This window comes from Streptosporangium sp. NPDC053982 (genome assembly GCF_055585205.1).
Window position 1 is genome coordinate 547,833 of the sequence record NZ_JBVJKQ010000002.1, and the last position, 25,999, is coordinate 573,831.

Annotated in this window: 24 protein-coding genes; 21 read left to right on the top strand and 3 right to left on the bottom strand. The window is 72.5% G+C overall.

Features of this window, described 5'->3' with window-relative positions:
- Positions 1-153 precede the first annotated feature (153 nt).
- Positions 154-1,293 carry a low temperature requirement protein A gene (locus ACZ6W9_RS05280; RefSeq protein WP_470116761.1) on the bottom strand — a complete coding sequence of 380 codons (1,140 nt, stop codon included), beginning with the start codon at positions 1,291-1,293 and terminating at the stop codon, positions 154-156.
- Between the two features lie 194 nt (positions 1,294-1,487).
- On the opposite strand from ACZ6W9_RS05280, the gene ACZ6W9_RS05285 reads away from it, so the two are divergent.
- From ACZ6W9_RS05285 to ACZ6W9_RS05305, 5 genes are all read left to right on the top strand, one after another.
- Positions 1,488-2,234, top strand: coding sequence for a type 1 glutamine amidotransferase domain-containing protein (locus tag ACZ6W9_RS05285; RefSeq protein WP_389969628.1), 747 nt, complete (start codon positions 1,488-1,490; stop codon positions 2,232-2,234).
- Positions 2,235-2,239: 5 nt separating this feature from the next.
- Entirely contained in the window at positions 2,240-2,698 is a 459-nt protein-coding gene (locus ACZ6W9_RS05290; RefSeq protein WP_362933811.1) for a (2Fe-2S)-binding protein, read from the top strand.
- Positions 2,695-5,073: a xanthine dehydrogenase family protein molybdopterin-binding subunit gene (locus ACZ6W9_RS05295; protein ID WP_470116762.1), complete on the top strand. Its 2,379-nt coding sequence runs from the start codon at positions 2,695-2,697 to the stop codon at positions 5,071-5,073. Before ACZ6W9_RS05290 ends, ACZ6W9_RS05295 begins: the two co-directional genes overlap by 4 nt.
- Before the next feature lie 2 nt (positions 5,074-5,075).
- Positions 5,076-5,903, top strand: a complete 828-nt coding sequence (locus tag ACZ6W9_RS05300; protein WP_389969624.1) for an FAD binding domain-containing protein — start codon at positions 5,076-5,078, stop codon at positions 5,901-5,903.
- A gap of 146 nt (positions 5,904-6,049) precedes the next feature.
- Complete coding sequence (locus tag ACZ6W9_RS05305; protein ID WP_389969622.1) at positions 6,050-6,343, top strand: antibiotic biosynthesis monooxygenase family protein; 294 nt, start codon at positions 6,050-6,052, stop codon at positions 6,341-6,343.
- 86 nt (positions 6,344-6,429) lie between these two features.
- Here ACZ6W9_RS05305 and ACZ6W9_RS05310 read toward each other — a convergent pair whose 3' ends face one another.
- The gene (locus tag ACZ6W9_RS05310; protein ID WP_470116763.1) at positions 6,430-7,920 is read right to left on the bottom strand and encodes a beta-propeller fold lactonase family protein; all 1,491 of its coding nucleotides are present in this window, start codon (positions 7,918-7,920) and stop codon (positions 6,430-6,432) included.
- Positions 7,921-8,126: 206 nt separating this feature from the next.
- Between ACZ6W9_RS05310 and ACZ6W9_RS05315 the strand changes: the two genes are divergently transcribed.
- Positions 8,127-9,401 carry a phytase gene (locus tag ACZ6W9_RS05315; protein WP_389969618.1) on the top strand — a complete coding sequence of 425 codons (1,275 nt, stop codon included), beginning with the start codon at positions 8,127-8,129 and terminating at the stop codon, positions 9,399-9,401.
- Positions 9,402-9,730: 329 nt separating this feature from the next.
- Here ACZ6W9_RS05315 and ACZ6W9_RS05320 read toward each other — a convergent pair whose 3' ends face one another.
- A complete protein-coding gene (locus tag ACZ6W9_RS05320) occupies positions 9,731-10,903 on the bottom strand; it encodes an ABC transporter substrate-binding protein (protein ID WP_389969616.1) in 1,173 nt (390 codons plus the stop codon).
- 208 nt (positions 10,904-11,111) lie between these two features.
- Between ACZ6W9_RS05320 and ACZ6W9_RS05325 the strand changes: the two genes are divergently transcribed.
- The 15 genes from ACZ6W9_RS05325 to ACZ6W9_RS05395 form a co-directional block, all read left to right on the top strand.
- Positions 11,112-11,855 carry a GntR family transcriptional regulator gene (locus tag ACZ6W9_RS05325; protein WP_389969614.1) on the top strand — a complete coding sequence of 248 codons (744 nt, stop codon included), beginning with the start codon at positions 11,112-11,114 and terminating at the stop codon, positions 11,853-11,855.
- Between the two features lie 187 nt (positions 11,856-12,042).
- A complete protein-coding gene (locus tag ACZ6W9_RS05330) occupies positions 12,043-13,014 on the top strand; it encodes a Gfo/Idh/MocA family protein (RefSeq protein ID WP_389969612.1) in 972 nt (323 codons plus the stop codon).
- Positions 13,011-13,850, top strand: coding sequence for a TIM barrel protein (locus tag ACZ6W9_RS05335; protein ID WP_389969610.1), 840 nt, complete (start codon positions 13,011-13,013; stop codon positions 13,848-13,850). Before ACZ6W9_RS05330 ends, ACZ6W9_RS05335 begins: the two co-directional genes overlap by 4 nt.
- A complete protein-coding gene (iolC, locus tag ACZ6W9_RS05340; RefSeq protein WP_389969609.1) occupies positions 13,847-14,869 on the top strand; it encodes a 5-dehydro-2-deoxygluconokinase in 1,023 nt (340 codons plus the stop codon). The genes ACZ6W9_RS05335 and iolC overlap by 4 nt, the downstream gene beginning before the upstream one ends.
- Entirely contained in the window at positions 14,862-15,737 is an 876-nt protein-coding gene (locus ACZ6W9_RS05345) for a Cgl0159 family (beta/alpha)8-fold protein (RefSeq protein ID WP_389969607.1), read from the top strand. The genes iolC and ACZ6W9_RS05345 overlap by 8 nt, the downstream gene beginning before the upstream one ends.
- Positions 15,734-16,582, top strand: coding sequence for a 5-deoxy-glucuronate isomerase (iolB, locus tag ACZ6W9_RS05350; RefSeq protein ID WP_470116764.1), 849 nt, complete (start codon positions 15,734-15,736; stop codon positions 16,580-16,582). The genes ACZ6W9_RS05345 and iolB overlap by 4 nt, the downstream gene beginning before the upstream one ends.
- Positions 16,579-18,417, top strand: a complete 1,839-nt coding sequence (iolD, locus tag ACZ6W9_RS05355; protein WP_389969603.1) for a 3D-(3,5/4)-trihydroxycyclohexane-1,2-dione acylhydrolase (decyclizing) — start codon at positions 16,579-16,581, stop codon at positions 18,415-18,417. The genes iolB and iolD overlap by 4 nt, the downstream gene beginning before the upstream one ends.
- A complete protein-coding gene (locus ACZ6W9_RS05360; RefSeq protein ID WP_389969601.1) occupies positions 18,417-19,397 on the top strand; it encodes an inorganic phosphate transporter in 981 nt (326 codons plus the stop codon). Before iolD ends, ACZ6W9_RS05360 begins: the two co-directional genes overlap by 1 nt.
- Positions 19,394-20,053 carry a DUF47 domain-containing protein gene (locus ACZ6W9_RS05365; RefSeq protein WP_389969599.1) on the top strand — a complete coding sequence of 220 codons (660 nt, stop codon included), beginning with the start codon at positions 19,394-19,396 and terminating at the stop codon, positions 20,051-20,053. The genes ACZ6W9_RS05360 and ACZ6W9_RS05365 overlap by 4 nt, the downstream gene beginning before the upstream one ends.
- Before the next feature lie 89 nt (positions 20,054-20,142).
- Complete coding sequence (locus tag ACZ6W9_RS05370) at positions 20,143-21,969, top strand: ABC transporter permease (protein ID WP_389969597.1); 1,827 nt, start codon at positions 20,143-20,145, stop codon at positions 21,967-21,969.
- Positions 21,970-23,115 carry an ABC transporter ATP-binding protein gene (locus ACZ6W9_RS05375; protein ID WP_389969595.1) on the top strand — a complete coding sequence of 382 codons (1,146 nt, stop codon included), beginning with the start codon at positions 21,970-21,972 and terminating at the stop codon, positions 23,113-23,115.
- Positions 23,112-23,876 carry an HAD family hydrolase gene (locus ACZ6W9_RS05380; protein ID WP_389969593.1) on the top strand — a complete coding sequence of 255 codons (765 nt, stop codon included), beginning with the start codon at positions 23,112-23,114 and terminating at the stop codon, positions 23,874-23,876. Before ACZ6W9_RS05375 ends, ACZ6W9_RS05380 begins: the two co-directional genes overlap by 4 nt.
- Positions 23,867-24,670, top strand: a complete 804-nt coding sequence (locus tag ACZ6W9_RS05385) for an inositol monophosphatase family protein (RefSeq protein ID WP_389969591.1) — start codon at positions 23,867-23,869, stop codon at positions 24,668-24,670. Before ACZ6W9_RS05380 ends, ACZ6W9_RS05385 begins: the two co-directional genes overlap by 10 nt.
- A complete protein-coding gene (locus tag ACZ6W9_RS05390; RefSeq protein WP_389969589.1) occupies positions 24,667-25,452 on the top strand; it encodes an HAD family hydrolase in 786 nt (261 codons plus the stop codon). Before ACZ6W9_RS05385 ends, ACZ6W9_RS05390 begins: the two co-directional genes overlap by 4 nt.
- Positions 25,453-25,640: 188 nt before the next feature.
- A partial coding sequence (locus tag ACZ6W9_RS05395; protein WP_470116770.1) for an aldehyde dehydrogenase family protein occupies positions 25,641-25,999 on the top strand: 359 nt, incomplete at its 3' end.

A 25,999-nucleotide genomic window follows, 5' to 3' on the forward strand; every position in this document is an offset into this window, starting at 1 on the left:
TCAGTGGGTAGCGCGCTTCACGCCGGTTGAGACCCGAACCGGCGGCGCTTCGAGATGACCGTTTTTCGCATCGGTCGTGCTTCCTCACGGAAACGCGGTTTAGGGGAGGTTGTCTAGAAATAGGGGGATACTTCTGGAGGTTTGCCCCTACACTCACGCGGGTTGCAGGTGGCCGGCCCTCTCCTCGATGACGAGCGCGGCCACCAGGAGCACCGCGAGGAGGCTCAGCTGGAGCACCGCGGACACCCCGCCGACCGGGATCGTGGCCAGCGCCAGCAGCGCGGTCAGCGCCCGCGCCAGACCGCCCGGCAGGCCCAGGATCATCCGGAACGCCGCCGACCCGAGCAGGAAGGCCGCCACCCCACCGGCCAGGGCGAGCTCCGCGCCGACGGACAGCGGGTCGCCCGGGTGCGCGACCGCCTTCTTCACCCCGGCCGACACCGCGATGATGCCCAGCAGGATCGGCATGTGGGCGTAGAAGAAGCCGAACAGCACCAGGCGGGTGCGCCGTACCTGGTCGGTCACCATGACCAGCGCGTTCTCCGCCCGTTCCAGGTCGGCGTGGAAGTACGCCCACCACAGGCTGGCGCTGAGCGCCAGCCCGATCAGCGCGGTCCCGATCGTCGGCGCGTCCAGCGGGCCGTGCCCGTTGCCGATGCCGACCGCGATGGCGACGACGGACTCGCCCAGCGCGATGATGACCACCAGCCCGTGCCGCTCGGCCACGTGGCCGGGGTGCAGCGGGAACCCCTCCTGGCCGGTCAGGTACGGCGAGATCCACATCACGAGCAGCGCGGCCCCCCACAGCGCGTACTTCAGCCCGCCGTCGGCCCCCGCCGCGAACAGGATCAGCACGGCGCCGGCGAGGTTCGTGGTGAACATCCGCAGGAAGCGCCAGGTCGACTGCAGGTACAGCAGGCCGTGCACGACGACGATCACGAACAGGCCGATCGCGAAGCCCGTGCCCTTCTCGGCGAAGGCCCCGGGGATGGCCAGCGCGATGACCAGCCAGCCAGCCATCGCCAGCAGCATGAAGAACCGGCGGACCACCCGCAGCGGGGGGACGGCGTTGGTCACCCAGGCGTAGCTGGCGAACATCCACCAGAGGACGCCGAACATCAGCAGCACCTGGGGGATGCTGCCGAAGTCGGCGGCCAGCAGGACCGTGAGCTGGGTGGCCGTGAAGACGAACACCAGGTCGAAGAAGAGCTCGATCGTGGAAACCCGCAGCTCTTCGTGGTCGGGGACGGGGTCCACGCGTTCGGTGAACCATTGGGGGAGCGAAATGTTCATGGGGACGATTGTCGGGGGAGTGTTCCCCCGGGTCCAATCCCGCCCAGGTCATTCATGGGAGTATCTTGCCGAGGTCATAAAGTCCGGCGTTCTAGATAATCAAGTGCGCCCGCCGCTCCGTCCCGCCATTGCCGCCTTCCGGAACTGCCGCCATCGTGTGCTTGAAATGCCCGGAAAGAGAAGGAGTGACCGAGATGGCCGACGTCCTCATTCTGATGACCAAGGCGAAGACCCTCGGCTTGCTGGACGGCAGACAGCACGCTTCCGGGTTCTGGGCCGAGGAGTTCGTCGTACCGTACGAGCGCCTCGTGGCCGAGGGCCACAACGTCGACATCGCCACGGTGGGCGGGGAGGCGCCCACCCCCGACGAAGGCAGCCTCACGCCCTACGTACTGGGCCTCACCAGGCCGGAGGGCTCACCCGACCACGACGAGGAGAACGTCGAGCACTACAGACAGGTGATCGGCTCCCTGCCGGCGCTGAAGGCGCCGATGGACGTCGGGGACATCACCCGGGAACGGCTCGCCGGATACGCGGGCGTCTACATCTCCGGCGGCCACGGCGCCATGGAGGACATGCCGCACAGCCCCGACCTGACCCGCGTGGTCCGCTGGATCCTCGAACTCGACCTCCCGCTGGCCGTCGTGTGCCACGGCCAGTCGGCGCTGCTGCCGCTGCGCGACTCCCACGGCCGCTGGCCGCTGGAGGGCTACCGGATGACCGCCTTCTCCCACGACGAGGAGATGGTCACGGACATGGCCGGCCAGCTCCCCTTCGTCCTGCAGATGGAGCTGGAACGGCTCGGCGCCCGCTACGAGAAGGCGGAGGTGATCTGGGACTCCCGCGTCGTCGAGGACCGCAACCTCATCACGGGCCAGAACCCCTACTCGTCCACGGCGCTGGCCGACGCCTTCGCCAAGCGACTGTCCACGGCGCGGTGACGGCCGTGCGGATCACCCTGACGGTGAACGGAGACCGCGTCGAGCTGGACGTCCCGCCGAACGTCCTCCTCGTGGACCTGCTCCGCGACACCTGCGACCTCACCGGCGCGAAGGTCGGCTGCGACACCGGCCAGTGCGGCACCTGCGTCGTACGACTCGGCGACCGCTCGGTCAAGAGCTGCCAGATGCTGGCCGTACAGGCCGACGGGACCGAGGTCACCACGGTCGAGGGCCTCTCCGAGGGCGGAGAGCTGACCCCTCTTCAGGAGGCCCTGTGGGAGGAGCACGGAGCGCAGTGCGGCTTCTGCGTCCCCGGCATGGTCATGTCCCTGACCGACCTCCTCGAACACGACTCCGCACCGGACGAGCAGGCGATCCGCGCCGGGATCGCGGGGAACCTCTGCAGGTGCACCGGGTACGGCGCCGTCGTGCGCGCCGTACAGAAGGTGAAGGACAAGTCATGACCACCGAGACGTTCGGCGCGGGCCTCAAGGACCGCGACGTCCCCGCGATGCTCCGGGGCGACACGACGTTCACCTCCGACCTCCGCCTCCCCGGCATGCTGCACATGGAGTTCGTGCGCAGCGAGCACGGCCACGCGCGGATCGACGGGATCGACACCGCCGGGGCCAGGGAGATGCCCGGCGTCGTCACCGTCGTCACCGGCGAGGACCTCGCCGGCAAGCTCATGCCGATGCCGTGCATCTGGATCCCCGGCGGCGTGGAGAGCCACTTCCCGCCCCACCCGTACGGCGTGCCCGGCGCCGGCCCCGTCCTCGCCGAGGGCGTGGTGCGGTTCATCGGCGAGCCCGTCGCCGCCGTCGTCGCCGAGACCGCCGAGCAGGCCAGGGCCGCCGCGCGGAAGGTCGCCGTCGCCTACACGCCCCTGACGGCGGTCACCACGCCGCGGCAGGCGCTCGCCGAGGGCGCCCCGCAGCTCCACGACACCGTGCCCGGCAACCTCAACGCCCTGTGGACCTGCGGCGACGCCGAGCGCACCGACGCGGCCATCGCCGAGGCCGAGGTCGTCGTCGAACTCGACCTGTACAACCAGCGGACGATCAACAACCCGATCGAGCCCCGCGCCGCCGTCGGCGACTACGACCCGGTCAAGGACGAGTACACCCTCTACGCCACCACCCAGTCGCCGCACAACCACCGCTTCCTGCTGTCCGCGCTGGTCCTCGGCATCCCGTTCAACAAGCTCCGCGTCATCGCCCCGCCCATCGGCGGCAGCTTCGGCACCAAGGGCTACCTCTACCCCGACATGCCGCTGGTGCTCTTCCTCGCCCGCACGCTGGGCCGGCCCGTGCGGTGGGCCGACACCCGCGAGGGCCTGATGCGCTCCACCGTCCAGGGCCGCGACCACCTCCAGCACGTCACCCTCGCCGGGACCCGCGACGGCCGGATCACGGCGCTGCGCTGCACCAGCTACGCCAACCTCGGCGCCTACCCCTCCACCATCGGCCCCGGCGTCGCCACCGCGCTGATGGGCCGCAGCGTCACCGGCCCCTACGCCATCCCGAACGCCTTCTGCGAGGTCCACGCGGTCTTCACCAACACGGTCCCGCTGGGCGCGCAGCGCGGCTCGGGCCGCGCCGAGGCGACCACGATCACCGAACGGGTCCTCGACCTGTACGCCAAGGAGATCGGCGCCGACCCCGCCGACATCCGGCTGCGCAACATGGTCCCGCCGGACCGGTTCCCCTACGACAACGGCCTGGGCTGGACCTACGACTCCGGCGACTACCCCACCGCGCTGCGCCGCGCCCTGGAGCTCGCCGACTACTCCAAGCTGGAGGTCCTCCGGCGCGAGGCGCGCGACCGCGGCAAGCTGCTCGGGGTCGGCATCGGCTCCTTCGTGGCGATCTGCGGCGTCGGCCCCTCCACCCGGATGCAGGCCGAGGGCATGCTCGGCGGCACCTGGGAGAGCGCGAACATCCGCGTCCACCCCAACGGCGAGGTCGCGGCCACCATCGGGTCCACCTCCACCGGGCAGAGCCACACCACGACCTTCGCGCAGATCGTCGCCTCCGAGCTGGGCATCGACCCGTCCGCGGTCACGGTCTTCCAGGCCGACACCCAGAAGGCCCCGTACGGCCAGGGCACCTACGGCAGCCGCTCCTACAGCGTCGGCGGCCCCGCCCTCGCCCTGGCGGCCCGGCAGGTCATCGCCAAGATGAGGACGGCCGCCGCCCACTTCCTCGGCGTGCCCGAAGACCAGGTCGAGTACGCCGATGGAACGTTCTCCGTACCCGGCAGGGAAGGGGCGTCGAAGACCTTCCAGGACATGGCCATGGCGCTGTGGTACGGCTGGAGCCTGCCCGCCGGCATGGAGCCCACCCTCGACGTCACCACCTTCTTCGACCCACCGGACTTCAACTACCCGTACGGCTCGCACCTGGCCGTCGTCGAGATCGACGAGACCACCGGCGAGGTGGAGATCGTCCGCTACGTCGCCGTCCACGACGTCGGCCCCATCGGCAACCCGCTGGTGGTGAACGGCCAGTTCGAGGGCAGCATCGCGCACGGCCTCGGCCAGGCCCTGATGGAGCGGGCCCGCTACGACGAGACGGGCGCCCTGCTGACCGCCGACCTGACCACCTACGCCATGCCCCGCGCCCATGACATCCCGCGGTTCGTCATGGACACCACGGAGACGCCGTCGCCGCACAACCCGCTCGGCGTCAAGGGCGCCGGCGAGATCGCGACGGTGCCGGTGACCGCGGCCGTGGCCAACGCCGTGTGCGACGCGCTGCGCGAGGTCGGCATCCGGCACCTCGACATGCCGTACACCCCCGAGAAGATCTGGCGGGCCATCCGAGAGGCCAAGGGTTGATCATGGAGTTGCTGGACTACACGGCGCCGGCCACCCTCGACGAGGCGCTGGAGGCCCTGCGCGCCACCCCCGGCGCCCGCCCCATGGGCGGCGGGCACCGGCTGATCCTCGACATGAAGCGGCGGGCCCGGCGGATCCCGCTGCTGGTCGACCTCGGACGGCTGGACGAGCTGCGGGGCGTGCGCCGCGGCCCGGACGGCGGACTGGAGATCGGCTCCACGACCACCATCACCGACCTGGTCGCCGACCCGCTGGTGCGCGGCTCCCACGCCGGGGGACTGCTCGTGGACGCCGCGGCGGCGATGCCGGACGCCCAGGTCAGGAACCGGGCGACGGTGGGCGGCGCGGTGGTCGCCGGGGCCGACGTCGCCGCGGCGCTCATCGCCCTGGAGGCCGGGCTGCACCTGCGCGGCGGGGGCGCGCGGTCCCGCCGCGTCTCCGTCGAGCGGTTCCTCGCCGGTGAGGGACCCGCGGGCGACGAGGTGATCGTCGCCGTGGAGATCCCCGCGACGACGGCCCGGGGCGCCTACGAGAGGCTGGCCGAGCCCGCGGCGCTCTCCTCGCTCTGCGGCGTGGCGGTCAGCCTGACCTTCCGCCCCGGCGGCGCGGTCGGCGCCTGCCGGGTGGCCGTCTGCGGCGGGCCCGGCCCGGCCCGCCGGGTCCCCGAGCTGGAGGACGCCGCGGCGGCCGCCTCCGGGAACGGCTCCGAGCCCCGGCTCGACGGCGTCTTCGAGTCCGACGACGTCGCCTCGGGCGAGTACCGGGCCCACCTGGCCAGGGTGCTCGCCCGGCGGGCCGTCGCCCGCGCCCGCGACCGGGACCCGGCCTGACCTGCCGCCCCGGCGCATTCCCCCGCGTCCCCGGCGCGGCTCCCGTCCCGAGCGGCCATCCCGGCACCACCCCGCGTCCCCGGTACGGCCCGGCCGGGGACGCGGGACGGAACCGGGCCGCTCCGCATCCCACCGGAGGTTCGAAGATGATCGTCGAGTACATCCGCTACCGCGTCCCCGACCCCGGGGAGTTCGAGGCGGCCTACCAGCGGGCGGTCGTGCCGCTGGGCAAGTCGCCCTGGTGCCTGGACTACGAGCTGTCGAAGTGCACCGAGGCGGCGGACGCCTACATCCTTCGCATCGTCTGGACCTCGGAGGAGGACCACCTGCGGGGCTTCCGCGGGAGCGAGTTCTTCGGGGAGTTCTTCGCCGAGATCCGGCCCTACGTGTCGGACATCGAGGAGATGCGCCACTACCGGCCGGTGATCACGAAGACGTGACCCACGGGGCCCGCCCCGGCCGCCGCAGCCGCGCGGTCACCGAAGCCGTCCGGCCGCCCGGCTGCCCGGCCGCCCGGCCCGGCCGGTCACCGGGCCCGGCCGGGCCTCCGCGACGCCCGCGGGACCGCCCGTCCCCGGGGCCGCCCGGTCACGGCGCGGTGCGGCCGGCGGACGGCCGTCCGGTCCAGGCGGACGACCTGCCGCTGCCGCTGGACGGAGCGGATCTCGCCCCCGGCGTGTTCCCGCTGCCCGCCGCTCTGTCCGCCGGTCTGTTCCGCCGGTGACCGGCCGTCGCCCTCCGCCGTCTTCCCGGCGCCGGGCCGCGGCCTCCGATCCGTGCCGCGTCCCGGCGAGGCGGGCCGCGGCCTCCCACCCGGCGACTGCTCGCCCCGCACGGCGGAGGGAAGGGGAACGCACCCGATGCCCAGCCCGATGGGGTTGTCACCGACGTCGATGGTGGCGACCACGTCATTGTTCACGGAGTCGATCACCGAGACCGTGTCCGAGCCCTGGTTGGCGACGTAGATCCGGGTGGAGTTCGGGAGGATCGCGAGGCCGCGGGGCTCGTTCCCGACCTGGACGACGTTGATGGGGGTGAGCGTCTTGTTGTCGATCACCGACACGATGTTGAAGTAGGCGCTGCTGAAGTAGATGAAGTTCCCGTCGGGGGAGGAGATCGCCTGGCGGGGGGACTTCCCGGTGTCGAGCGTGGCGGCGACCGTGTCGGTCCTGGTGTCGATCACCGACATGGTGCTGGAACGGAGGTTGGTGACGTAGAGGAACCTGCCGTCCGGGGTGAGCGCCAGCCCGAACGGCTCCTGCCCGACGGGGATGGGGACGGCCTTGGTGACCCTGTTCGTGGCGGTGTCGATCACGAACACCGTGTTGGCGACGGCGTCGCTGGTGTAGACGCGCCTCCCGTCGGGGGTGATCGCCATTCCTATGGGCGCCAGGCCGGTGGGGACGGTGGCGACGACCTTCCCGGAGATGACGTCGATCACCGAGACGGTGCCGGTGCCGAAGTTGGCGACGTAGGCGCGGGAGCCGTCGGGGGTTATCTCCACCGCTATGGGCGTGGCGCCGACGGTGATGGGTTTGATGACGGTTCCGTCGACGGTGTCGATCACCGACATGGTGCCCGCGCCGAAGTTGGCGACGTAGGCGCGGGTGCCGTCGGGCGTGACCTTCACCGCGCTGGGGCCGAGACCCACGGGGATGGTCCTGATGACGCGGCTGGTGGCGGTGTCGATCACCGAGACGGTGCTGGAGCCGAAGTTGGTGACGAAGGCGCGGATCCGGCAGTTCCCCGCCGCGACGGGGCCGGGCACAGGGGAGCCGGGTGCGGCTGGGTCGGGTGCGACAACGGCGCCGGGCACGGGCGAGACCGGGCCGGATGCGGTTGGGACGGGGCCGAACGCGGCGGAGGCGGGCGCGGCGGGCGCGGAGACCGTGACCGTCGTGGCCGTCACGGTCGCGGCGAGCATGGCGAGGACCCGGCGGCCGTTCCCCGGCCGCCGGGCCGCACGTCGTCTTACCCACCGGTGCGGCGCCGAAGCCGCCGCGTCGATGCCCCCCACCGGACCTTTGTACGGAGGACGCCGTCCCGGGACGGGGGCGACACGCGGGCCGGTGACGTTCCGGTGACGGGCTTTCCCATCCCATCACCCGGCTCACCAGGGATCACCTCGCGTCTTTATGTCATGACATATGTACGTCCTATTGATTTGAAGTAAATCTGTCGTTACCTTCATGGGCAAGAACATCCCCCAACCGAGGAGGCGCGATGCGTCCCCTGTCCAGGCTTCTTCTGGCGGCCCTCACCTGTTCGCTGGCGGGAGGGCTGGCGATGCCCGCGTCCGGCCGGGCCGTCCCATCCGTGGCAGCCAAGGTGGAGACCCCCGCCCTGTACGACGACGAGGCGGGCGGCGAGGCCAACGGCGACGACCCCGCGATCTGGGTCGACCCCTCCGACGACGAAGACAGCGTTGTGATCGCCACCGCCAAGAAGGCCGGACTCCTCGTCTACGACCTCGACGGGCGGCAGCTGCAGCACATTCCCGCGCCCGCGGCCCCGGGGCCCGACGACGAGGCCGGGCGGTTCAACAACGTCGACGTCACCTACGGCTTCGGCGGGCGGGACCTGGCCGTCGTCTCCGACCGCGGCCAGGACAGACTCCGGATCTACGCCATCTCGGACGGCCGGCTCACCGACGTGACCGACCCGGCCGCGCCGTTCGTGTTCAACGCCACCCAGCAGCAGGTCAACGACGCCGAGACCGCCTACGGCCTGACCACCTGGAAGGACTCGACCGGCACCTACGCGCTGGTCAGCCGCCGCCACAAGACCTCGGTCGGCCTGGTCAAGCTCATCTCCAAGCCGGGCGGCAAGATCGGATACCAGCTCGTCAGGACGCTGGACCTCCCCGCGTCGTTCACCCTGCCGAACGGCCGGACGTGGACGCCCTGCCTGGAGCCCGGCGTGCAGCCGCAGGTCGAGGGCATGGTCGTGGACCAGGAGAAGGACGTTCTCTACGCGGCCCAGGAGGACGTCGGCATCTGGCGGATCCGGGCGGACCTCACCGGAACCCCCACACTGGTGGACAAGGTCCGGGAGTACGGCGTGCCGGGCACCTACGACCCGGTGACGGACGAGTGCACCCCCGGCGCGGACCCGGGCTACGGTGGCAAGCACCTGACCGCGGACGCCGAGGGACTCACGATCTACTACCGCGAGGACGGCAAGGGCTACCTGCTGGCCTCCAGCCAGGGCGACAGCACCTTCGCCGCCTACCGCAGGGAGGGGTCGAACGCCTACCTGGGGCAGTTCCGGGTCGGTGACCACGACGGCATCGACGGCGTCGAGCACAGCGACGGCTCGACCGTGCTGAACGTCCCGCTGGGGGACTTCGACGAGGGGCTCTTCGTCGCGCACGACGGCGAGAACACGCCGGCCGAGCCGGGCCGGGAGATCACGAACTTCAAGTTCACCGCCTGGGAGGACATCGCCGAACCGCTCGACCTGGACGTGGACACCGACGGCTGGGACCCGCGTGACTGAGTGACCTGAGGGACGAAGGCCCCCGGCGCCCTGGTGCCGGGGGCCTTCGCGTGCCCGCCCCGGTTCAGGGCCGTACGCCGGGAGACCGGAGCCGTACGGCCCGGAGCCGGGGCGGAGGCCGGGAGGTCAGGGCTGGGCGCCGGGAGGTTCGCCGGACGCCGGAGGTCCGTCCGAGGCCGGGATCGGACGCCAAGAGGTCCGAGGCCGGGGCCGAGGCCGGGGCCGGGGCCGGGGCCGGACGCCAAGAGGTCCGAGGCCGGGGCCGGACGCCAAGAGGGGAGCACCCCCATCGGGGTGCTCCCCTCGCGCGTGCGCCGCCCGCCGGCGGATCAGCCGTGGTTGACCCGCCAGAAGTCGGAGATGGCCTGGCGGCCGCGCAGGTCACCGAGGAGCGCGGCGGGATCGGTGTGGAAGAGCTGTCCCTGCCAGTCGGGCAGACCGGGCGGGACGACCAGCGGCTTGACCGTGCTGTTGCCGGAGACGCCGCCCTCGCCGATCTCGTGCTTGACGCCCTCCTCGGTCATGATGAAGTGGACGTACAGCTTGGCCGCGTTGGGATGCTTGCTCTTGGTGGCGATCCCGACGAACTTGGGATAGCTGAAGCCCGCGAACGGCGCCATGCCCTCGCACGTCTTCTGGGCGTACCCCTTGTCCTCGTTGTTGCGGAACTTGGAGATCGACATGAAGCCGATCTTCTTGTCGGTGGCGTTGGGCGCGCCCACCGCTCCGGAGATGTCCTCGTCGGAGCCGGTCAGCACCGGCCGGTTGGCCGCCATCCGCTTGATCCACTCGTGGGCGGCGCTCTTCTCCTTGATCTCCAGGGGCTTGCCGTACTTCGCCTGGTACGCCTCCTGCAGCGCCTGGTTGCCGTGCGCGTCCAGCTGGGTGAAGAACGACAACACGGTGGGCTTGCCCAGGGGGTCCTGCATCACCAGCTTGCCGGCCCACTCCGGCTCGGTCAGGTCCCACACGTTCTTCACCGGGCATCCCTCAGGCGAGAGCTTGGGGTTGTAGGCGAAGACCGTCGCCTTGGAGAGGGCGAGCAGCGGGTTCCGGCTCTCGGCCGGGATCTGTTCCTTCAGGTCGGCGGGCACCCAGGTCCGCGCCACGCCCTGCGGGATCAGCTGGCCCACCAGGACCCCGCCGTCCTCGTACATCGCCGCGTCGATCGTGACGTTGTCCGCGGCGTGCTCTCTGATCATCTTCTCGGCGGTCTGCGGGGTGTCGGACTTGACCCCCTCCATGGTGATGCCGTACTTCGCGGTGAACGCCTTGGCCACCTCTTCGATGTCACCACTGGAGTCGTAGACCAGCAGGCTGCCTTCCTTCTTGGCGGCGGCGACCAGGGCGTCCAGGTCGAGGGTCGCGTCCATCGAGGCCGCGGGAAGCGGCTGGGCGGCCGTCGCCGCCGCCGACGGGGCGTCGGTGGCGGTGGAGGGGGCGCAGGCCGCGACGGCCAGCGCCAGCAGTGCCATGGGCACGATCTTCCGGGTACGCCTCAAGTGGCGTCACTCCTCTTGCCTCTCGGGGTGATGGGCGCCGCCCAGAGCCCCCGATCCGGCGCCGCGGTTGCTCAACGATGAACGTCATGTGAATATTTTGTCAAGACATACTTACTTGCCTGCGGCATCCGGAACACTTCCGTAACCAGGCGAGGCCGGACGGTTTGACCGTTGGTCAGGACATTCTGATGTCAGTTACCGTTTTCCTGTGACTGTGACGAGATTGGACATCGACCTCGATCGATCGAGCCCCGTTCCGCTCTACTTCCAGATGGCCGAGCGGATCGCGGAGGCCATCCAGAACGGCGAGCTGTCCCCGGGCACCCGGCTCGACAACGAGGTGCAGCTCGCCGACCAGCTGGGACTGTCGCGCCCCACCGTCCGCCAGGCCATCCAGTACCTCGTGGACCAGGGGCTGCTGGTCCGCAAGCGCGGCGTCGGCACCCAGGTCGTGCACGGGCAGGTGAAGCGGGCGGTCGAGCTCACCAGCCTCTACGACGACCTCCGCCGTGCCGGTCAGCAGCCGGAGACCCGGGTGCTGTCGATCGACACGGTCCCGGCGGAGGAGGACATCGCCGGCGTCCTCGGCGTCGCGCCGGGCACTCCGGTGCTCCGGCTGGAGCGGCTCAGATACGCCTCGGGGGAGCCGCTGGCCCTGCTGCACAACTGGCTGCCGGCCGGTGCGGCGTCCCTGACCGCCGAGGCGCTCCAGTCGAGGGGGCTCTACGAACTGCTGCGCTCGGCCGGCGTCCGGATGAGGGTCGCCAACCAGCGGATCGGCGCCCGTGCCGCCACCCCGGCCGAGGCCCGCCTGCTGGAGGAGCGCCGCGGCTGCCCCCTGCTGACGATGGTCCGCACGACCTACGACGACCAGGGCCGGGCCGTGGAGCACGGCTCGCACGTCTACCGGGCCTCCCACTACGCGCTGGAGGTCACGCTCGTAGAGCGCTGAGGGCGCTGAGGGCGCTGAGGGCGCTGAGGGCACCGGGGCGCGGGGCGCCGGGGACGGCCGGGCGGGGCGCCGGCCGTGCGGCGCCCAGTGGCTCTGCCAGATGTCAGTTCATCCGAATGTCAGGACAAACTATTGACTAGCTCTTGATGGTCCTTTAGAAATGGAGTCCCCTGGACGAGGAGCCATCATGCGTGTGGGTTTGCTGGGCCTTGGTCGGATAGGCCTCTTCCATGCCACCACCCTCTCGACGCTCGCCGACGAACTCGTCGTCTCCGACGTCGACCGGGCCAGAGCCGAGGATGTGGCGGCGCGGCTCGGGGCCCGGGTCGGCGATCCCTTCGACGCGGACGCGGTGGTGATCGCCACCCCGACGTCGACTCACGCGGAGGCGCTGCTCCGGGCGTGCGAGCTGGGAGTGCCGGCGTTCTGCGAGAAACCCGTGGCGCCCGGTGTGGCGGAGACCCTGCGGGTGGTCGAGGCCGTCGAACGCAGCGGCACCCTCGTGCACATCGGATTCCAGCGGCGTTTCGACGCGGGCTACGCCGCCGCGCGCGAGGCGCTGCACGGCGGTGAACTGGGTGAGGCGCACCGCGTCCACCTGGTGACCGCCGACCCCGCGCCGCCGCCCGCCGAATACGTCGCGCTCTCCGGCGGCATCTTCCGCGACTGCCACATCCACGACTTCGACATCCTGCGCTGGGTCACCGGACGCGAGGTGGACGTCGTCTACGCGACGGGCGCCAACCGGGGCGAGGACTTCTTCGCCGAGGCCGGTGACGTCGACACCAGCTCCGCGCTGATGACCATGGACGACGGCACGCTGGTCACCCTGCAGGGCTCACGCCACAACGGCGCCGGATACGACGTGCGGATGGAGATCGCCGGCACCCTCGCGACCTGGGCGGTCGGGCTCGGCGACCGGGCCCCGCTGCGCTCGGTCGAGGGCCTGACCCCGGGCGGCGAGCCGTGGCCGGACTTCCTCACCAGGTTCGACGCGGCCTACGTCGCGGAGATGGAGGCGTTCCTGGCGGCGGTGCGCGGTGAGCGCGAGAGCCCCTGCACGGTCCAGGACGCCCTGGCCGCCCTGTACATCGCCGAGGCGGCGGATCTGTCCCGCCGTACCGATAATCCGGTTCGTCTTCTGGAGGTTGCCAAGTGAGGATCGCCGCCGCCCCCATCTCCTGGGGTGTGTGCGAGGTGCCCGGCTGGGGCCTCCAGCTCACCCCGGACCGAGTCCTGGCGGAGATGGCCGAGCTGGGCCTGACCGCGACCGAACTGGGCCCCGACGGGTTCCTGCCCCCGGAACCGGAGGACCGCGCCCGGCTGCTCGACCGGTACGGCCTGCGGGCGATCGGCGGATTCGTTCCCGTCGTCCTGCACGATCCCGGCCGGGACCCGCTCGCGGAGCTGCCGGCCGTACTGGACTCCTTCCCGGCGGACGCGGTGGTCGTCCTGGCCGCCGCCACCGGCGCCGACGGCTACGACGCCCGCCCCGTCCTGGACGCCGAGGGCTGGCGGACGCTTCTGGGCAACCTGGACCGGATCCACCGCGAGACGTCCCGGCCGGTCACCCTGCACCCGCACGTCGGGACCATGGTGGAGACCCGCGCGGAGGTGGACCGGGTGCTGGACGGCAGCGGGGTCCCCCTCTGCCTGGACACCGGTCATCTCCTGGCCGGTGGGACCGACCCGCTGGACGTCGTCCGCCGGGCCCCCGAGCGGATCGCCCACGTCCACCTCAAGGACGTCGACGCCGCGCTCGCCGGGCGGGTCCGGGCCGGGGAGATCACCTACACCGAGGCGGTGCGGGCGGGGATCTACCGCCCGCTCGGCCGGGGGGACGTCGACGTCACCGGCATCGTCACCGGCCTGACCGCGGCCGGATACGCCGGCTGGTACGTCATGGAGCAGGACGTCGTCCTCGCCTCCGAGGACGCGGACCCGGCCGGCGACGTCCGCGCGAGCCTGGCCTTCCTGCGGGGGATCACCGCATGAGCGCCCCCGCGCACGGGCCCGGTACACCGGCCCCCGCCTTCGAGGTGCTGACCATGGGACGGGTCGGGGTGGACATCTACCCGCTGCGGGTGGGCGTGCCGCTGCGGAAGGTCACGTCCTTCGGCAGGTACCTCGGCGGCAGCCCCACCAACGTGGCCGTGGCCGCGGCCCGGCTGGGCCGCTCCAGCGCGGTGATCACCCGCACCGGGGCCGACCCGTTCGGGGAGTTCGTCCACGACGCGCTGGCCGAGTACGGCGTCGACGACCGCTACGTCACGGCGGTGCCGCACCTGCCGACCCCGGTGACGTTCTGCGAGATCCGCCCGCCGGACGACTTCCCGCTCTACTTCTACCGCTACCCCAAGGCCCCCGACCTGGAGATCCTCCCGGAGGAGCTCGACCTGCCCGCGGTCACCGCGTCGGCGCTGTTCTGGACGACCGTGACCGGGCTGTCGGCCGAGCCGTCGCTCGGCGCGCACCTGGCCGCCTGGCGGGCGCGAGGCCGGGCCCGGCACACCGTGCTCGACCTCGACTACCGGCCGATGTTCTGGCCGGACGCGGAGACCGCCCGGGAACGGGTGCGCGCGGCACTGGGGCAGGTGACCGTCGCGGTCGGCAACCTGGACGAGGCCGAGGTCGCCACCGGCACGCGCGATCCCCGCGCGGCCGGCCGGGCGCTGCTGGACGCGGGGGTGGAGTTGGCGATCATCAAGCAGGGAGCGGCCGGGGTGCTGGGCATGACCGCCGGCACGACGGTGGAGATACCGCCCGTCGAGGTCGAGGTGGTCAACGGGCTGGGGGCGGGCGACGCCTTCGGCGGCGCCCTCTGCCACGGTCTGCTGGCGGGCTGGCCGCTCGCGCGGACGCTGCGCTTCGCCAACGCGGCCGGGGCGATCGTGGCCGGACGGCTGGCGTGCGCCCCCGCGATGCCCACGGTGGAGGAGATCGAGGCCGTCCTGGCGGGCGGATCCCCGGAGCCGCTGGCCGGCTCCCTGCGAGGAGGCGTCGCGGATGCGTGAGGACCACTACCGCCGCCTGCGCGACGACCGGGCCTGGCACCCGGAGCGGGTGGCCGAGGCGGCCGCCGTGCGTCGGCGCAGACCGCTGCTGACCGACCGGGACCGCCTGCTGATCATCGCGGCCGACCACCCGGCCAGGGGGGCTCTCGGCGCGGCCGGCCACCCGATGGCCATGGAGAACCGGACCCTCCTGCTGGACCGGCTCATGACCGCGCTGGCGCGGCCGGGCGTGGACGGGTTGCTGGCCACCCCCGACATCGTCGAGGACCTGCTGCTGCTCGGCGCCCTCGACGAGAAGATCGTCATCGGTTCGATGAACCGGGGCGGTGTGCAGGGGGCGGCGTTCGAGTTCGACGACCGCTTCACCGCCTATGACGCCGACTCTCTCGTGGAGATGGGCCTCGACGGCGGCAAGATGCTCTGCCGGATCGCGTTGGAGGACGCCTCGACCGCGGCCACGCTGGCGAGCTGCGGGCAGGCCGTCACCCGGCTGGCCCGGAACGGCCTGATGGCGATGGTCGAACCGTTCTGGTCCAAGCGCGTCGAGGGCGTGGTGCGGCACGACCTGTCACCGGAGGCGATGATCCACGCCATCAGCGTCGGCCAGGGGCTCGGTGCGACCTCCGCCCGCACCTGGCTGAAACTTCCGGTCGTCGAGGACATGGAACGCGTCCTGGCCGCCACGACGCTGCCGGTCATGCTGCTCGGAGGCGACCCCGGGCCCGACCGGATGCTCGACACCTGGGACAAGGCGCTGCGCCTGCCCGGTGTGCGGGGCCTGGTCGTCGGCCGGGCACTGCTCTACCCGCCCGACGGCGACGTGGCGGCGGCCGTGGACGCCGCGGTGAGCCTTCTGGAGACGGCATGACGTACATCCCGAGCGGCTCCGCCGCCGCGCCCCCGTGGACGGTGGAGATCACTCCCTGGACGGCCGGCTGGACCTACGCGGGACTGCGGGTCGCCGATCTGACGGACGGTCCCGTGGAGTTCGACACCGGCGACGAGGAGATGCTGGTCCTGCCGCTGTCGGGTTCCTGCGAGGTCGTCGCCGCCGGCCGGAGGCTGTCACTGTCCGGGCGCACGTCGGTCTTCGACGGGGTGACCGACTTCGCCTACCTGCCGATCGGGACGTCCGTCCGGATCACCGGCTCGGGCCGTTTCGCGCTCCCCGCCGCCCGCGCCACCCGTTCCCTCCCGGTCCGGTACGGCGCGGCGCGCGACGTGCCCGTCGAGGTGCGCGGGGCCGGGCAGGCCACCCGCCAGGTCAACAACTTCTGCGCGCCCGACGCCTTCGAGTGCGACAGGCTGGTCGCGGTGGAGGTGCTGACCCCGGGCGGCAACTGGTCGTCCTACCCGCCGCACAAGCACGACACCGCCTCGGCGTGCGAGGCGGTGCTGGAGGAGATCTACTACTTCGAGGGCGGGCCCGGCTACCAGCGGGTCTACGGCGGTCACGAGACGCTGGCGGAGGTGGCGGGCGGGGACGTGGTGCTCGTGCCGCGCGGTTACCACGGCCCGTCGATGGCCGCCCCCGGCTACGACCTGTACTACCTCAACGTGCTGGCCGGCCCCGCGGAGAAGCGGACCATGGCCTGCGCCGACGATCCCCGGCACGCCTGGGTCCGCTCCTCCTGGGCCGAGCAGACGATCGACCCGCGCGTGGCGCGCCGCGTCACCGAGATCCGGAGCGGACTCACCGGAGGTACCCCATGAGGCTCACCACCGCGCAGGCGCTGGTGCGGTTCCTGGCCAGTCAGTGGTCCGAGCGCGACGGCTTCGAACAGCGCCTGGTCGCCGGATGCCTGGGCATCTTCGGCCACGGCAACGTGGCCGGCGTCGGCCAGGCCCTGGTCGAGCAGGGCGCCGGGGTCGGCGGCGCGCTGCCCTACTACCCGGCCCGCAACGAGCAGGCCATGGTGCACACCGCGGCCGGCTTCGCCCGCACCCGCAACCGGCTGTCCACCCTGGCCTGCACGACCTCGATCGGCCCCGGCGCGACCAACATGGTCACCGGCGCGGCGCTGGCCACGATCAACCGGCTGCCGGTGCTGCTGCTGCCCGGCGACGTCTTCGCCACCCGCGCCGCCGGCACGCTCCTGCAGGAGCTGGAGGACCCCCGCTGCCCGGACGCGTCGGTAAACGACGCCCTGCGGCCGGTGTCGCGGTTCTTCGCCCGGATCGACCGGCCCGAGCAGCTGCCCACGGCGCTCATGTCCGCGATGCGGGTGCTGACCGACCCCGCCGAGACCGGCGCGGTCACCCTGGCCCTGCCGCAGGACGTGCAGGCCGAGGCGTACGACTGGCCCGAGGAGCTGTTCGCCCGCCGGGTGTGGCACGTGGCGCGGCCGGTGCCCGAACCGGCCGCGCTGGCGCGGGCGCTGGAGATGCTGCGCCGCTCCCGGCGGCCGCTCGTCGTGGCCGGCGGCGGCGTCGCGCACAGCGGGGCGTGCGAGGCGCTGGCGGCGTTCGCCGCCCGGCACGGGGTGCCGGTGGCCGAGACCCAGGCGGGCAAGGGCGCGCTGCCGCACGACCACCCGTGCGCGGTCGGCGCGATCGGGCACACCGGCACCGCCGCGGCCAACGCCCTGGCCCGCGAGGCCGACCTGGTCATCGGGGTGGGCACCCGCTACACCGACTTCACCACCGCCTCGCGCACCCTGTTCGGCCGGGCGGCGTTCCTCAACGTCAACGTCACCGCCTTCGACGCCGCCAAGCACGCCGGGGAGATGCTGGTGGCCGACGCCCGCGAGGCGCTGGAGGCCCTGCGGCCGGACGGCTGGCGGGCCGAGGCCGGCTGGACCGACCGGGCGGCGGGCCTGGCCGACGACTGGCGGGCCGAGACCGACCGGATCTACGGCGGGACCGAGCTGACCCAGCCGGTGGTGCTCGGCGTGCTCAACGAGATCGCCGCGGACGGCGTGGTGGTCAACGCCGCCGGGTCGATGCCCGGCGACCTGCACAAGCTGTGGCGGGCCGCCGATCCGGGCCGCTACCACGTGGAGTACGGCTACTCCTGCATGGGATACGAGATCGCCGGCGGGCTGGGGGTGAAGCTGGCCGCGCCGGAGCGGGAGGTGTTCGTGCTGGTGGGCGACGGCTCCTACCTGATGATGTCCCAGGAGATCGTCACCGCGGTGCAGGAGGGCGTCAAGCTCGTCGTGGTCCTGGTGGACAACCGCGGCTTCGCCTCCATCGGGAACCTGTCGGAGGCGGTCGGCGCGCACCGGCTGGGCACCGCCCACCGGATGCGCGGCCCCGCCGGGGAGCTGGACGGCCCCTACCTGCCGGTCGATCTGGCGGCCAACGCCGCCAGCCTCGGCGCCGACGTGCTGCGCGCCACCGACCGGGAGTCGCTGCGCGAGGCGCTGCTCACGGCGCGGGCGGCCGGCCGGACCACCGTCGTGTACGTCGAGACGGTCCCCGGCCCGGCGCCGGAGACCACCGCCTGGTGGGACGTCCCGATCGCCGAGGTGTCGCGGGACCCGGTGACCCGGGCCGCGCGGGAGCGCTACGAGGACGCCAGACGCGACCGGCGCCCCTACCTGTGATGGGCTGGACGGCGGCGTTCGCCGCGACGGCGATCCTCTTCGTGCTGATCAGCGGGGCCAACGACGGGGCCACCCTGATCGGGCTGGGGCTGCGGTTCCCCCGCGCGCCGGGATGGGCGGTCACCGCGCTCCTCGCGGCGGTGCTGTTCGCCGGGCCGTACGTCATGGGCGTCGCGGTCGCGCGGACCTTCACCGGGAGGCTCACCGAGCTGGACGCCCCCGGCGGCGCGGCGGCGTTCCTGGCCGGAGTGGTGATCGCGGTGGCCGTGGTCGCCGTCCTGTCCGGCCGGGGACTGCCGACCAGCCTGACACTCGCGGTGATCGGCGGCATCACCGGGGCCGGGCTCGGCTCAGGACTGCCGGTGTCGTGGTCGGGGCTGGCCGCCGTGCTGGCGGTCGGGCTCGGCGCGCCCCTGGTCGGCCTGGTCCTGGGCTACGCGCTGGGGGCCGTCTCGCGCCGGGTGCCGTCCAGCGAGGGGATGCCCCGGCTCGTGCTCGCCGCCCACCTGCTGGCCTACGCGGCCCAGTGCGCCGCCTACGCGGTGAACGACGGCCAGAAGATGATCGCGGTGGTGAGCGTCGCGGTCCGCGTGGGCCACGACGGGCCGGGAGCGGTCGGGCCCGTCGAGGTCCCCCCGGCGTGGATGGCCGTCCTGGTGGCGCTGTTCCTCGCCGGCTCCCTGAGCAGCCTCACCCGCGTGGGGGAACGGCTGGGCCGCGGGCTGGTCATCACCCGGCCGCTGCACGTCGTCTCGGCCGAGGCGGCGGCCACCGGTGCCGTCCTGGGCAGCTCCGCCCTCGGCAGCCCGGTGAGCATGACCCAGTCCATCACCGCCGGAGTCATCGGCGTGGCGGCGAGCGAGGGAAGCAGGAGGGTGCGATGGCAGAGCGTGCTGGGCATGGGCACCGCGTGGCTGGTCACGCTCCCGGCGTCGATGACGCTGGGGTGCCTGGCCGGACTCGCGCTGAGGTTGCTGTGAGCGGCGCGGCCGGGCGAGCCCGGCGGTTCACCCGGGTCTGGGACGACCTGCGGGGCCGGTCGGGACGACGGGTGATGGACCTGGTCCGCAGGCAGATCGTCGTCGCGCGGACCGGGGCCGTGCTCGCCTGCTCGACGGCCTCCGGCGAGACCGACCGGTCCGCCGCGCGCACCCGGATGGCCGAGGTGGAGCACGAGGGCGACGCGGCACGGGCCGAGCTCATCCGGGCCCTGCGGCGGACCCTGGCCACCCCCATCGACCGGGAGGACCTGTTCCGGCTCTCCCGCTCGGTCGACGACGTCCTGGACCACCTGCGCGACTACGTGCGCGAGGCCGACCTGTTCGGCCCGGCGGACCTCTCCTTCGCGGCCGAACCGCTGCAGGCGGTGATCGGCGGACTCGACGAGCTGGACCGGGCCCTGCCCAAGGTGTTCGACGACCCCGGCTCGGTCACCGTGGCCGTGCTGGCCACGCGGAAGGCGTGCAACCGGGTCCGCCAGCTCTACCAGACCCGGCTCACCGAGCTGTTCGCCGGACCGCTGGAGATGGACACGCTACGTGAGCGTGAACTGCTCTCACGCCTGGACGCGGTGGGCCGGCGACTGGGCGAGTCCGCCGACGCGCTCGCCGACGCGATGCTCAAACGAAGTCACTGACCACGACAGACCCCGCCAAGGAGCGAAGTCCGCAAGACGGGCGGACCACACACCGCGGTGCCCCCCGTGACCCCCCGAAGGAAGTTTCCATGGCTGTTCTCACCAAGACAGAGCCGCCGCCCGCCCCGCCGAGACGGCGCAGGCTGGTGTACCGGCTCCGCGTACTGCGCCACGACCCCACCGCCGTGCTCGGCCTGATCCTCGTCATCCTGCTCGCCTACCTCGTGGTGGCGCCCCTGATCGCGGTGATCTCCGACGCCTTCCGCCTGCAGTACGGCGACGACGTGCACGCCGGGCAGCGGGCCGGCGAGTGGACCGGCTACTACCTGTGGCGGGTCTTCCGCTCCCAGATCAGCGGCCTGCTGTTCTGGGAGCCGCTGCTCAACACACTGGTCGTCGCGGTGGGCACCACGTTGTTCGCGCTGATCCTCGGCGGCGGCATGGCGTGGCTGGTGACGCGGACCAACGTGCCGGGCCGCAGATGGCTCGCCGGCGCGCTGGTGGTCCCCTACATGCTGCCGTCGTGGACCTTCTCCCTGGCCTGGCTGTCACTGTTCAAGAACGAGCGCGCCGGCGGACAGGTCGGCTTCCTGCAGGCACAGGGCGTCCACACACCCGACTGGCTCGCCTACGGCGCGCTGCCGATCATCGTCACGCTGGGGCTGCACTACTACCCGTTCGTGCTGCTCCTGGTCGGCAACGCGCTGCGCCGCATCGACGTGCAGCTGGAGGACTCCGCGAGGGTCCTCGGCGCCCCGCGGCGCGTCGTCATCCGGCGGATCGTGGTGCCGCTGATGCTCCCGGCGCTGTCCTCGGCCGTGCTGCTGGTGATCGGCCGGGTGCTCGGAACGTTCGGCACGCCGTACGTCCTGGGTCTGCCCGCCGACTACCGGGTGCTGTCCACCGGGCTCTTCCAGTCGATCCGGGATCGCAGCACCGGTGTGGCCTCCGTGATCGCCACCGTCATCGTGATCATCGGGGTGCTGATCGTCTTCACCGACATGCGGCTGATGCGGGAGCACCGCCGGTTCGTCACCGTGGGCGGCAAGGGGGCGATGGACCGGCTGAGCGACCTGCGTGGCCGGCGCTGGCCCGCCTTCGCGCTGGGCCTGCTGGTCTTCGTGGTGAGCGTGCTGGTGCCGGTGCTCACGCTGCTGCTGTCCACGGTCACCCGCACCCCGCTGGACCTGTCGACCTTCACCCTCGACTACTGGTTCGCCGAGCGGCTGCCCGGAGCGGTCGGCTTCCCGCACGGGGTCCTGCGCGGCTCCGAGCTGTGGGAGGCGGCCTGGAACTCGCTGCGCGTCGTCGGCCTGGCCTCGCTGGTCTGCGCGGTCGCCGGCCTGCTGGTCGGGTACGTCGTGGTGCGCGGGACGGCCCCGCGGATCGCCGGTTTCCTGCGCCAGGTCTCCTTCCTGCCCTACCTCGTCCCCGGCATCGCGTTCGCCGCCGCCTCGCTGTCGCTGTTCGCCGTCGCCCGCGGCCCGGTCCCCGCGCTGTACGGCACGACGTTCCTGCTGATCCTGGTGATGGCCGTGACGCACCTGCCGTACAGCTCGCGCTCGGGCATCGCGGCGATGACGCAGCTCGGCCGGGAGCCCGAGGAGGCCGCGCAGATCGCCGGGGCGTCCTGGTGGCAGCGGATGCGCCGGATCGTCTTCCCGATCCAGAAGGGCGCCCTCGTCACCGGCGTCGTGCTGCCGTTCATCTCCGGACTCAAGGAGCTCAGCATTGTGATCATGCTCACCACCACGGGGACGCAGTTGCTGACGACGCTCTCGATCGGTCTCGTGGACTACGGATACACCCAGCTCGCCAACGCGGTCGTGCTCATGATCGCGTTGGTCTCCTTCACCATGACGTACCTGACCCAGCGCCTGACCAACAGCAGCCTGGCGTCCGGTCTAGGAGGATAGATGCCGGCCATCACGTTGCGCGGAGTCGCCAAGAGCTACGGCGGCGGCGACTACGCAGTGAAGAACCTCGACCTCACCGTCCCCGACGGCGCGTTCATGTGCCTGCTCGGCCCGTCCGGCTGCGGCAAGACCACCACGCTGCGGATGATCGCGGGACTCGAACAACCGACGTCGGGCACCATCGCCGTCGGCGACCGGGTCCTCGACTCCGTCGAACGCGGCCTCTACGTCCCCCCGGAGAAGCGCGGCATGGGGCTGGTCTTCCAGAACTACGCGCTCTGGCCGCACCTGTCGATCCGGGAGAACGTCGAGTTCGGCCTGCGCATGCGCAAGGTCCCCGCCGCCGAGCGGCGGTCGCGGGCCGAGGCGGCGCTGCGGATGGTCCACGTCGACGCCGCCATGGACCGCTACCCCTCCCAGCTCTCCGGCGGCCAGCAGCAGCGCGTCGCACTGGCCAGGATGCTGGCGGTCAACCCCTCGGTGCTGCTGCTCGACGAGCCGCTGTCCAACCTCGACGCCCGGCTCCGCCTGGAGATGCGCGCCGAGCTCAAACGCATCCACGAGGAGTCCGGCGCGACGATCGTCTTCGTCACCCACGACCAACTGGAGGCCCTCACCATGGCCACCGACATCGCCGTCATGAACGAGGGCGAGCTGCAGCAGCTCGCCGCCCCGATGGACATGTACGCCAGGCCGGCCAACCGGTTCGTCGCCGAGTTCGTCGGCAGCCCGCCGATGGCGATCGTCGACGCCGGCCCCTCGCCCACCGGGCTGGCCGCCTCCCTGCTGCGCTTCGCGGAGTCCCGGGGGACGCGGGTCCCGCCCGCCGCCGTCGGCATCCGGCCGGAGGCCCTGCGGCTGGACTCCCCACCCGACTCCGCCTGGCGGGAGGAGGCGCTGGTCGAGGCCGTGCTGCCGGCCGGCTCCTCCTGGACGGTACGGCTGCGCGTCATGGACACCGAGCTGTACGCGCTCTCCTACACCCCGGTCCAGGCCGTCCCCGGTGACGTGCTGACCTGCTGGACCGAGGAGATGCACCTGTTCGACGCGGACGGCGTGCGGATCCCCTTCCAGGACCCCGCCGAGGGTCCCTCCGGGGACTCTGCCGGGGACTCCTCCGCCGACAGGGTGGAGGCCGGCGCGTGATCCGGCCCAAAGCGCTGCTGCTGGACTTCGGCGGAGTGATCGTGGAGACCGCCAGGCGTCCCTCCTGGGCGGCCGAGCTCGCCGCGGAGGTGCACGAGATGCTCGGCCGGGCCGGCTTCACCGGCCTCCGCGCCGACGAGGTCGAAAGCGACATCAGAGCGGGCGCGCGCGCCGACTCCTACTGGAAGGACTCCACCTCCCGGCAGCTCGCGCCCCGGGAGATGACGCACCGCGGGTTCTGGGCCGACTACGTCGCGGCCGACTGGCCGGAGCAGGCCCGCGCGCTGGTGACGGCCGAGGCGACCCCGCTGTGCCGGCGGATGGGGGAGCTGCGCAGCGACCGGAAGATCCGCCCCGGCATGGAGGACCTCCTGGCCGCCTGCCGGGAGCACGACGTCCGGCCCGCGGTCGTCAGCAACGCGCTGTGCGGGACCGTCCACCGCGACTATCTGGCCGCAGGCGGTCTCGACCGCGAGATGGCCGTGCAGGTCTACAGCGACGAGGTCGGCGTCCGCAAACCCAACCCCGAGATGATCTGGATCGCCTGCCGGGCGCTGGGCGTCGACCCCGGGGACGTCTGGTACGTCGGTGACAACCACGACCGCGACGTCGTCTGCGGCGCCCGCGCCGGGGCGGGGGCCACCGTGCTGATGGTGTCCCGCAGCACGGAGGAGATCCCGTACCCGGTGCGGCAGCGTCCCCACGCCACCGTTGAGAACCCGTACGGCCTGCTGAGCCTCCTGGAGGAGACATGGACGTGAACACCTCGCGAGAGCTGGCCGCCATCGCGGTCGAGGCGGCCAGGGCGGTCGGCGACCGCCTCAGGGGCGCCTTCCGCTCCCGCCCCGAGGTGCGGACCAAGCGTGACTTCCACGACCCGGTGACCGAGCACGACAAGGCGGCCGAGGAGCACATCCGCGAGATCCTCGACCGGCGCTGCCCGGACAGCGTCGTGGTGGGCGAGGAGGGCGGGTCCCGGGGGGAGGGCGCGGTCAGCTGGTACGTCGACCCCATCGACGGCACCGCGAACTTCGCCGCCGGCCTGCCGTTCTTCTGCACCTCCATCGCGGCGGCCGTGGACGGCGAGGTGGTCGCGGGCGTCGTCTACGACCCGGTCCGCGACGACGAGTTCACCGCCTGGCTCGGCGGGGCCTTCTGCAACGGCGAGCCGATCCGCAGCTCCGGGGCGCGCACCGACCGGGAGGCGATGCTGCTGTCGAGCTACCCCAGCCCGCGCGACCTGGGATGGGAGGGGGACGCGGCGCTGCACCGCTTCGCCCGGATGGTCGGGGCCTTCGCCTCCACCCGCCGGCCGGGCAGCGCGGCGCTGAAGCTGGCGCACGTCGCCGCCGGATGGGCCGACGTCGCCTACGGCACGCACGTCAACGCCTGGGACGTGACGGCCGGGTCGCTGCTGGTCAGGCAGGCCGGGGGCGTCTACATCCCGCTGGCCGGCAGCGTCTTCGTCCCCGGCGGCTACCTCGCCTGCGTCGGCGGGTTCGACCTCGCCGGCTCGGTGATGGCCGAGGTCGCCCCGGAGGGGTGGGACGCGTGATCCGCTGGATCGTCACCGACCTGGACGGCACGCTCGTCGGGCGGGACCTGGCCATGGTGCCCGCCAGCCGGGACGCCCTGCGCCGCTTCCGCGAGGCGGGCGGAGAGGTGGTCATCGCGACCGGGCGGATGGAACGGTCGGCGCGCCGCTACTACGACGAGCTCGGCCTGGAAGGGGCCGCGATCCTCTACAACGGCGCGCGGACCGTGAACCTCGCCATGGGATCCGTGCTGCGCTCCCGCCACCTGCCGGAGACGGCCTGGAAGACGCTGCTCGGCATGTTCGGGGAGCTTCCCGAGGGCGTCCACCCGGTGGTGTTCTCCGGTGGTGAGGCGCTGGCCGTGCACGACGCGCCCGAGCTGCGCGACTTCGCCCGGCGGGACGGCATCACGCTGCGCGACCCCGGTGACTGGGCGGCGGTGCCGCCCGGCGGGGTCACCAAGTGCATGCTGATCGGTGACCGGCTGCCCGACTGGCGGATCGAGGGGACCGTCATGGTGCGGTCCGAGGCGACCTACCTGGAGGTGCTGCCGCCGGACGCGACCAAGGGAACCGCTCTGCGGGAGCTGGCCGCGGCCCGGGGCGTGCCGATGGCGCACATCGCGGCCGTCGGGGACAACCCCAACGACATCGACATGATCGCGGCGGCCGGGCTCGGGGCCGCGGTCGGTGACGGGCACCCCGACGTCCGGGCGGCGGCCGACGTCGTGGTCGGGGCGTGCGCGGACGGAGCCGTCGCCGAGGTGGTGGAGATGGCGCTCAGGGCCGGCGCGCGGCCCTGAGACCGGGCCCGGGGCGCCCGCCAACATCCGGCACCGGGGCGGCGGGCACCGTCAGGCCCCGGCACCCCCGGCACCGGGGCGGCGGGTACCGGCCGTCGCCCCGGCCCGGCACCTGGATTCGTCAACGTGGAGACCGGCGCGCCGCGGGCGCGCGGAGGACAGCGCGCCGTGGGCGCGCGGGAAGCGGGATCGTGAAGAACATCACCCACTGGATCGGTGGAGCCGCCGTCGAGGGCGGCGACGGCACCGCCGACGTCTTCGACCCGGCGACGGGGAAGGTCAGCGGACAGGTCCACCTGGCCGGGGCCGAGCAGGTGGACGCGGCCGTGGCCGCCGCGGCGGCGGCCTGGCCGGCGTGGCGGGACGCCTCCCTGGCCAAGCGGTCGCGGGTGCTGTTCCGCTTCCGTGAGCTGATGCACGCTCACCGCGACGAGCTCGCCCGGCTCGTCTCCGCCGAGCACGGCAAGGTCCACTCCGACGCCCTGGGCGAGGTGGCCCGCGGGCTGGAGGTCGTGGAGTTCGCCTGCGGCATCCCGCACCTGCTCAA

Bases quoted from the DNA above. Each gene is read 5' to 3' on its own strand.
- ACZ6W9_RS05375 (WP_389969595.1), top strand. From the start codon at position 21,970: ATGCCGGCCATCACGTTGCGCGGAGTCGCCAAGAGCTACGGCGGCGGC.
- ACZ6W9_RS05305 (WP_389969622.1), top strand. From the start codon at position 6,050: ATGATCGTCGAGTACATCCGCTACCGCGTCCCCGACCCCGGGGAGTTC.
- ACZ6W9_RS05315 (WP_389969618.1), top strand. From the start codon at position 8,127: ATGCGTCCCCTGTCCAGGCTTCTTCTGGCGGCCCTCACCTGTTCGCTG.
- iolC (WP_389969609.1), top strand. From the start codon at position 13,847: ATGAGCGCCCCCGCGCACGGGCCCGGTACACCGGCCCCCGCCTTCGAG.
- ACZ6W9_RS05285 (WP_389969628.1), top strand. From the start codon at position 1,488: ATGGCCGACGTCCTCATTCTGATGACCAAGGCGAAGACCCTCGGCTTG.
- ACZ6W9_RS05280 (WP_470116761.1), bottom strand. From the start codon at position 1,293: ATGAACATTTCGCTCCCCCAATGGTTCACCGAACGCGTGGACCCCGTC.
- ACZ6W9_RS05330 (WP_389969612.1), top strand. From the start codon at position 12,043: ATGCGTGTGGGTTTGCTGGGCCTTGGTCGGATAGGCCTCTTCCATGCC.
- iolD (WP_389969603.1), top strand. From the start codon at position 16,579: ATGAGGCTCACCACCGCGCAGGCGCTGGTGCGGTTCCTGGCCAGTCAG.
- ACZ6W9_RS05360 (WP_389969601.1), top strand. From the start codon at position 18,417: ATGGGCTGGACGGCGGCGTTCGCCGCGACGGCGATCCTCTTCGTGCTG.
- ACZ6W9_RS05385 (WP_389969591.1), top strand. From the start codon at position 23,867: ATGGACGTGAACACCTCGCGAGAGCTGGCCGCCATCGCGGTCGAGGCG.
- ACZ6W9_RS05370 (WP_389969597.1), top strand. From the start codon at position 20,143: ATGGCTGTTCTCACCAAGACAGAGCCGCCGCCCGCCCCGCCGAGACGG.
- ACZ6W9_RS05300 (WP_389969624.1), top strand. From the start codon at position 5,076: ATGGAGTTGCTGGACTACACGGCGCCGGCCACCCTCGACGAGGCGCTG.
- iolB (WP_470116764.1), top strand. From the start codon at position 15,734: ATGACGTACATCCCGAGCGGCTCCGCCGCCGCGCCCCCGTGGACGGTG.
- ACZ6W9_RS05345 (WP_389969607.1), top strand. From the start codon at position 14,862: ATGCGTGAGGACCACTACCGCCGCCTGCGCGACGACCGGGCCTGGCAC.
- ACZ6W9_RS05295 (WP_470116762.1), top strand. From the start codon at position 2,695: ATGACCACCGAGACGTTCGGCGCGGGCCTCAAGGACCGCGACGTCCCC.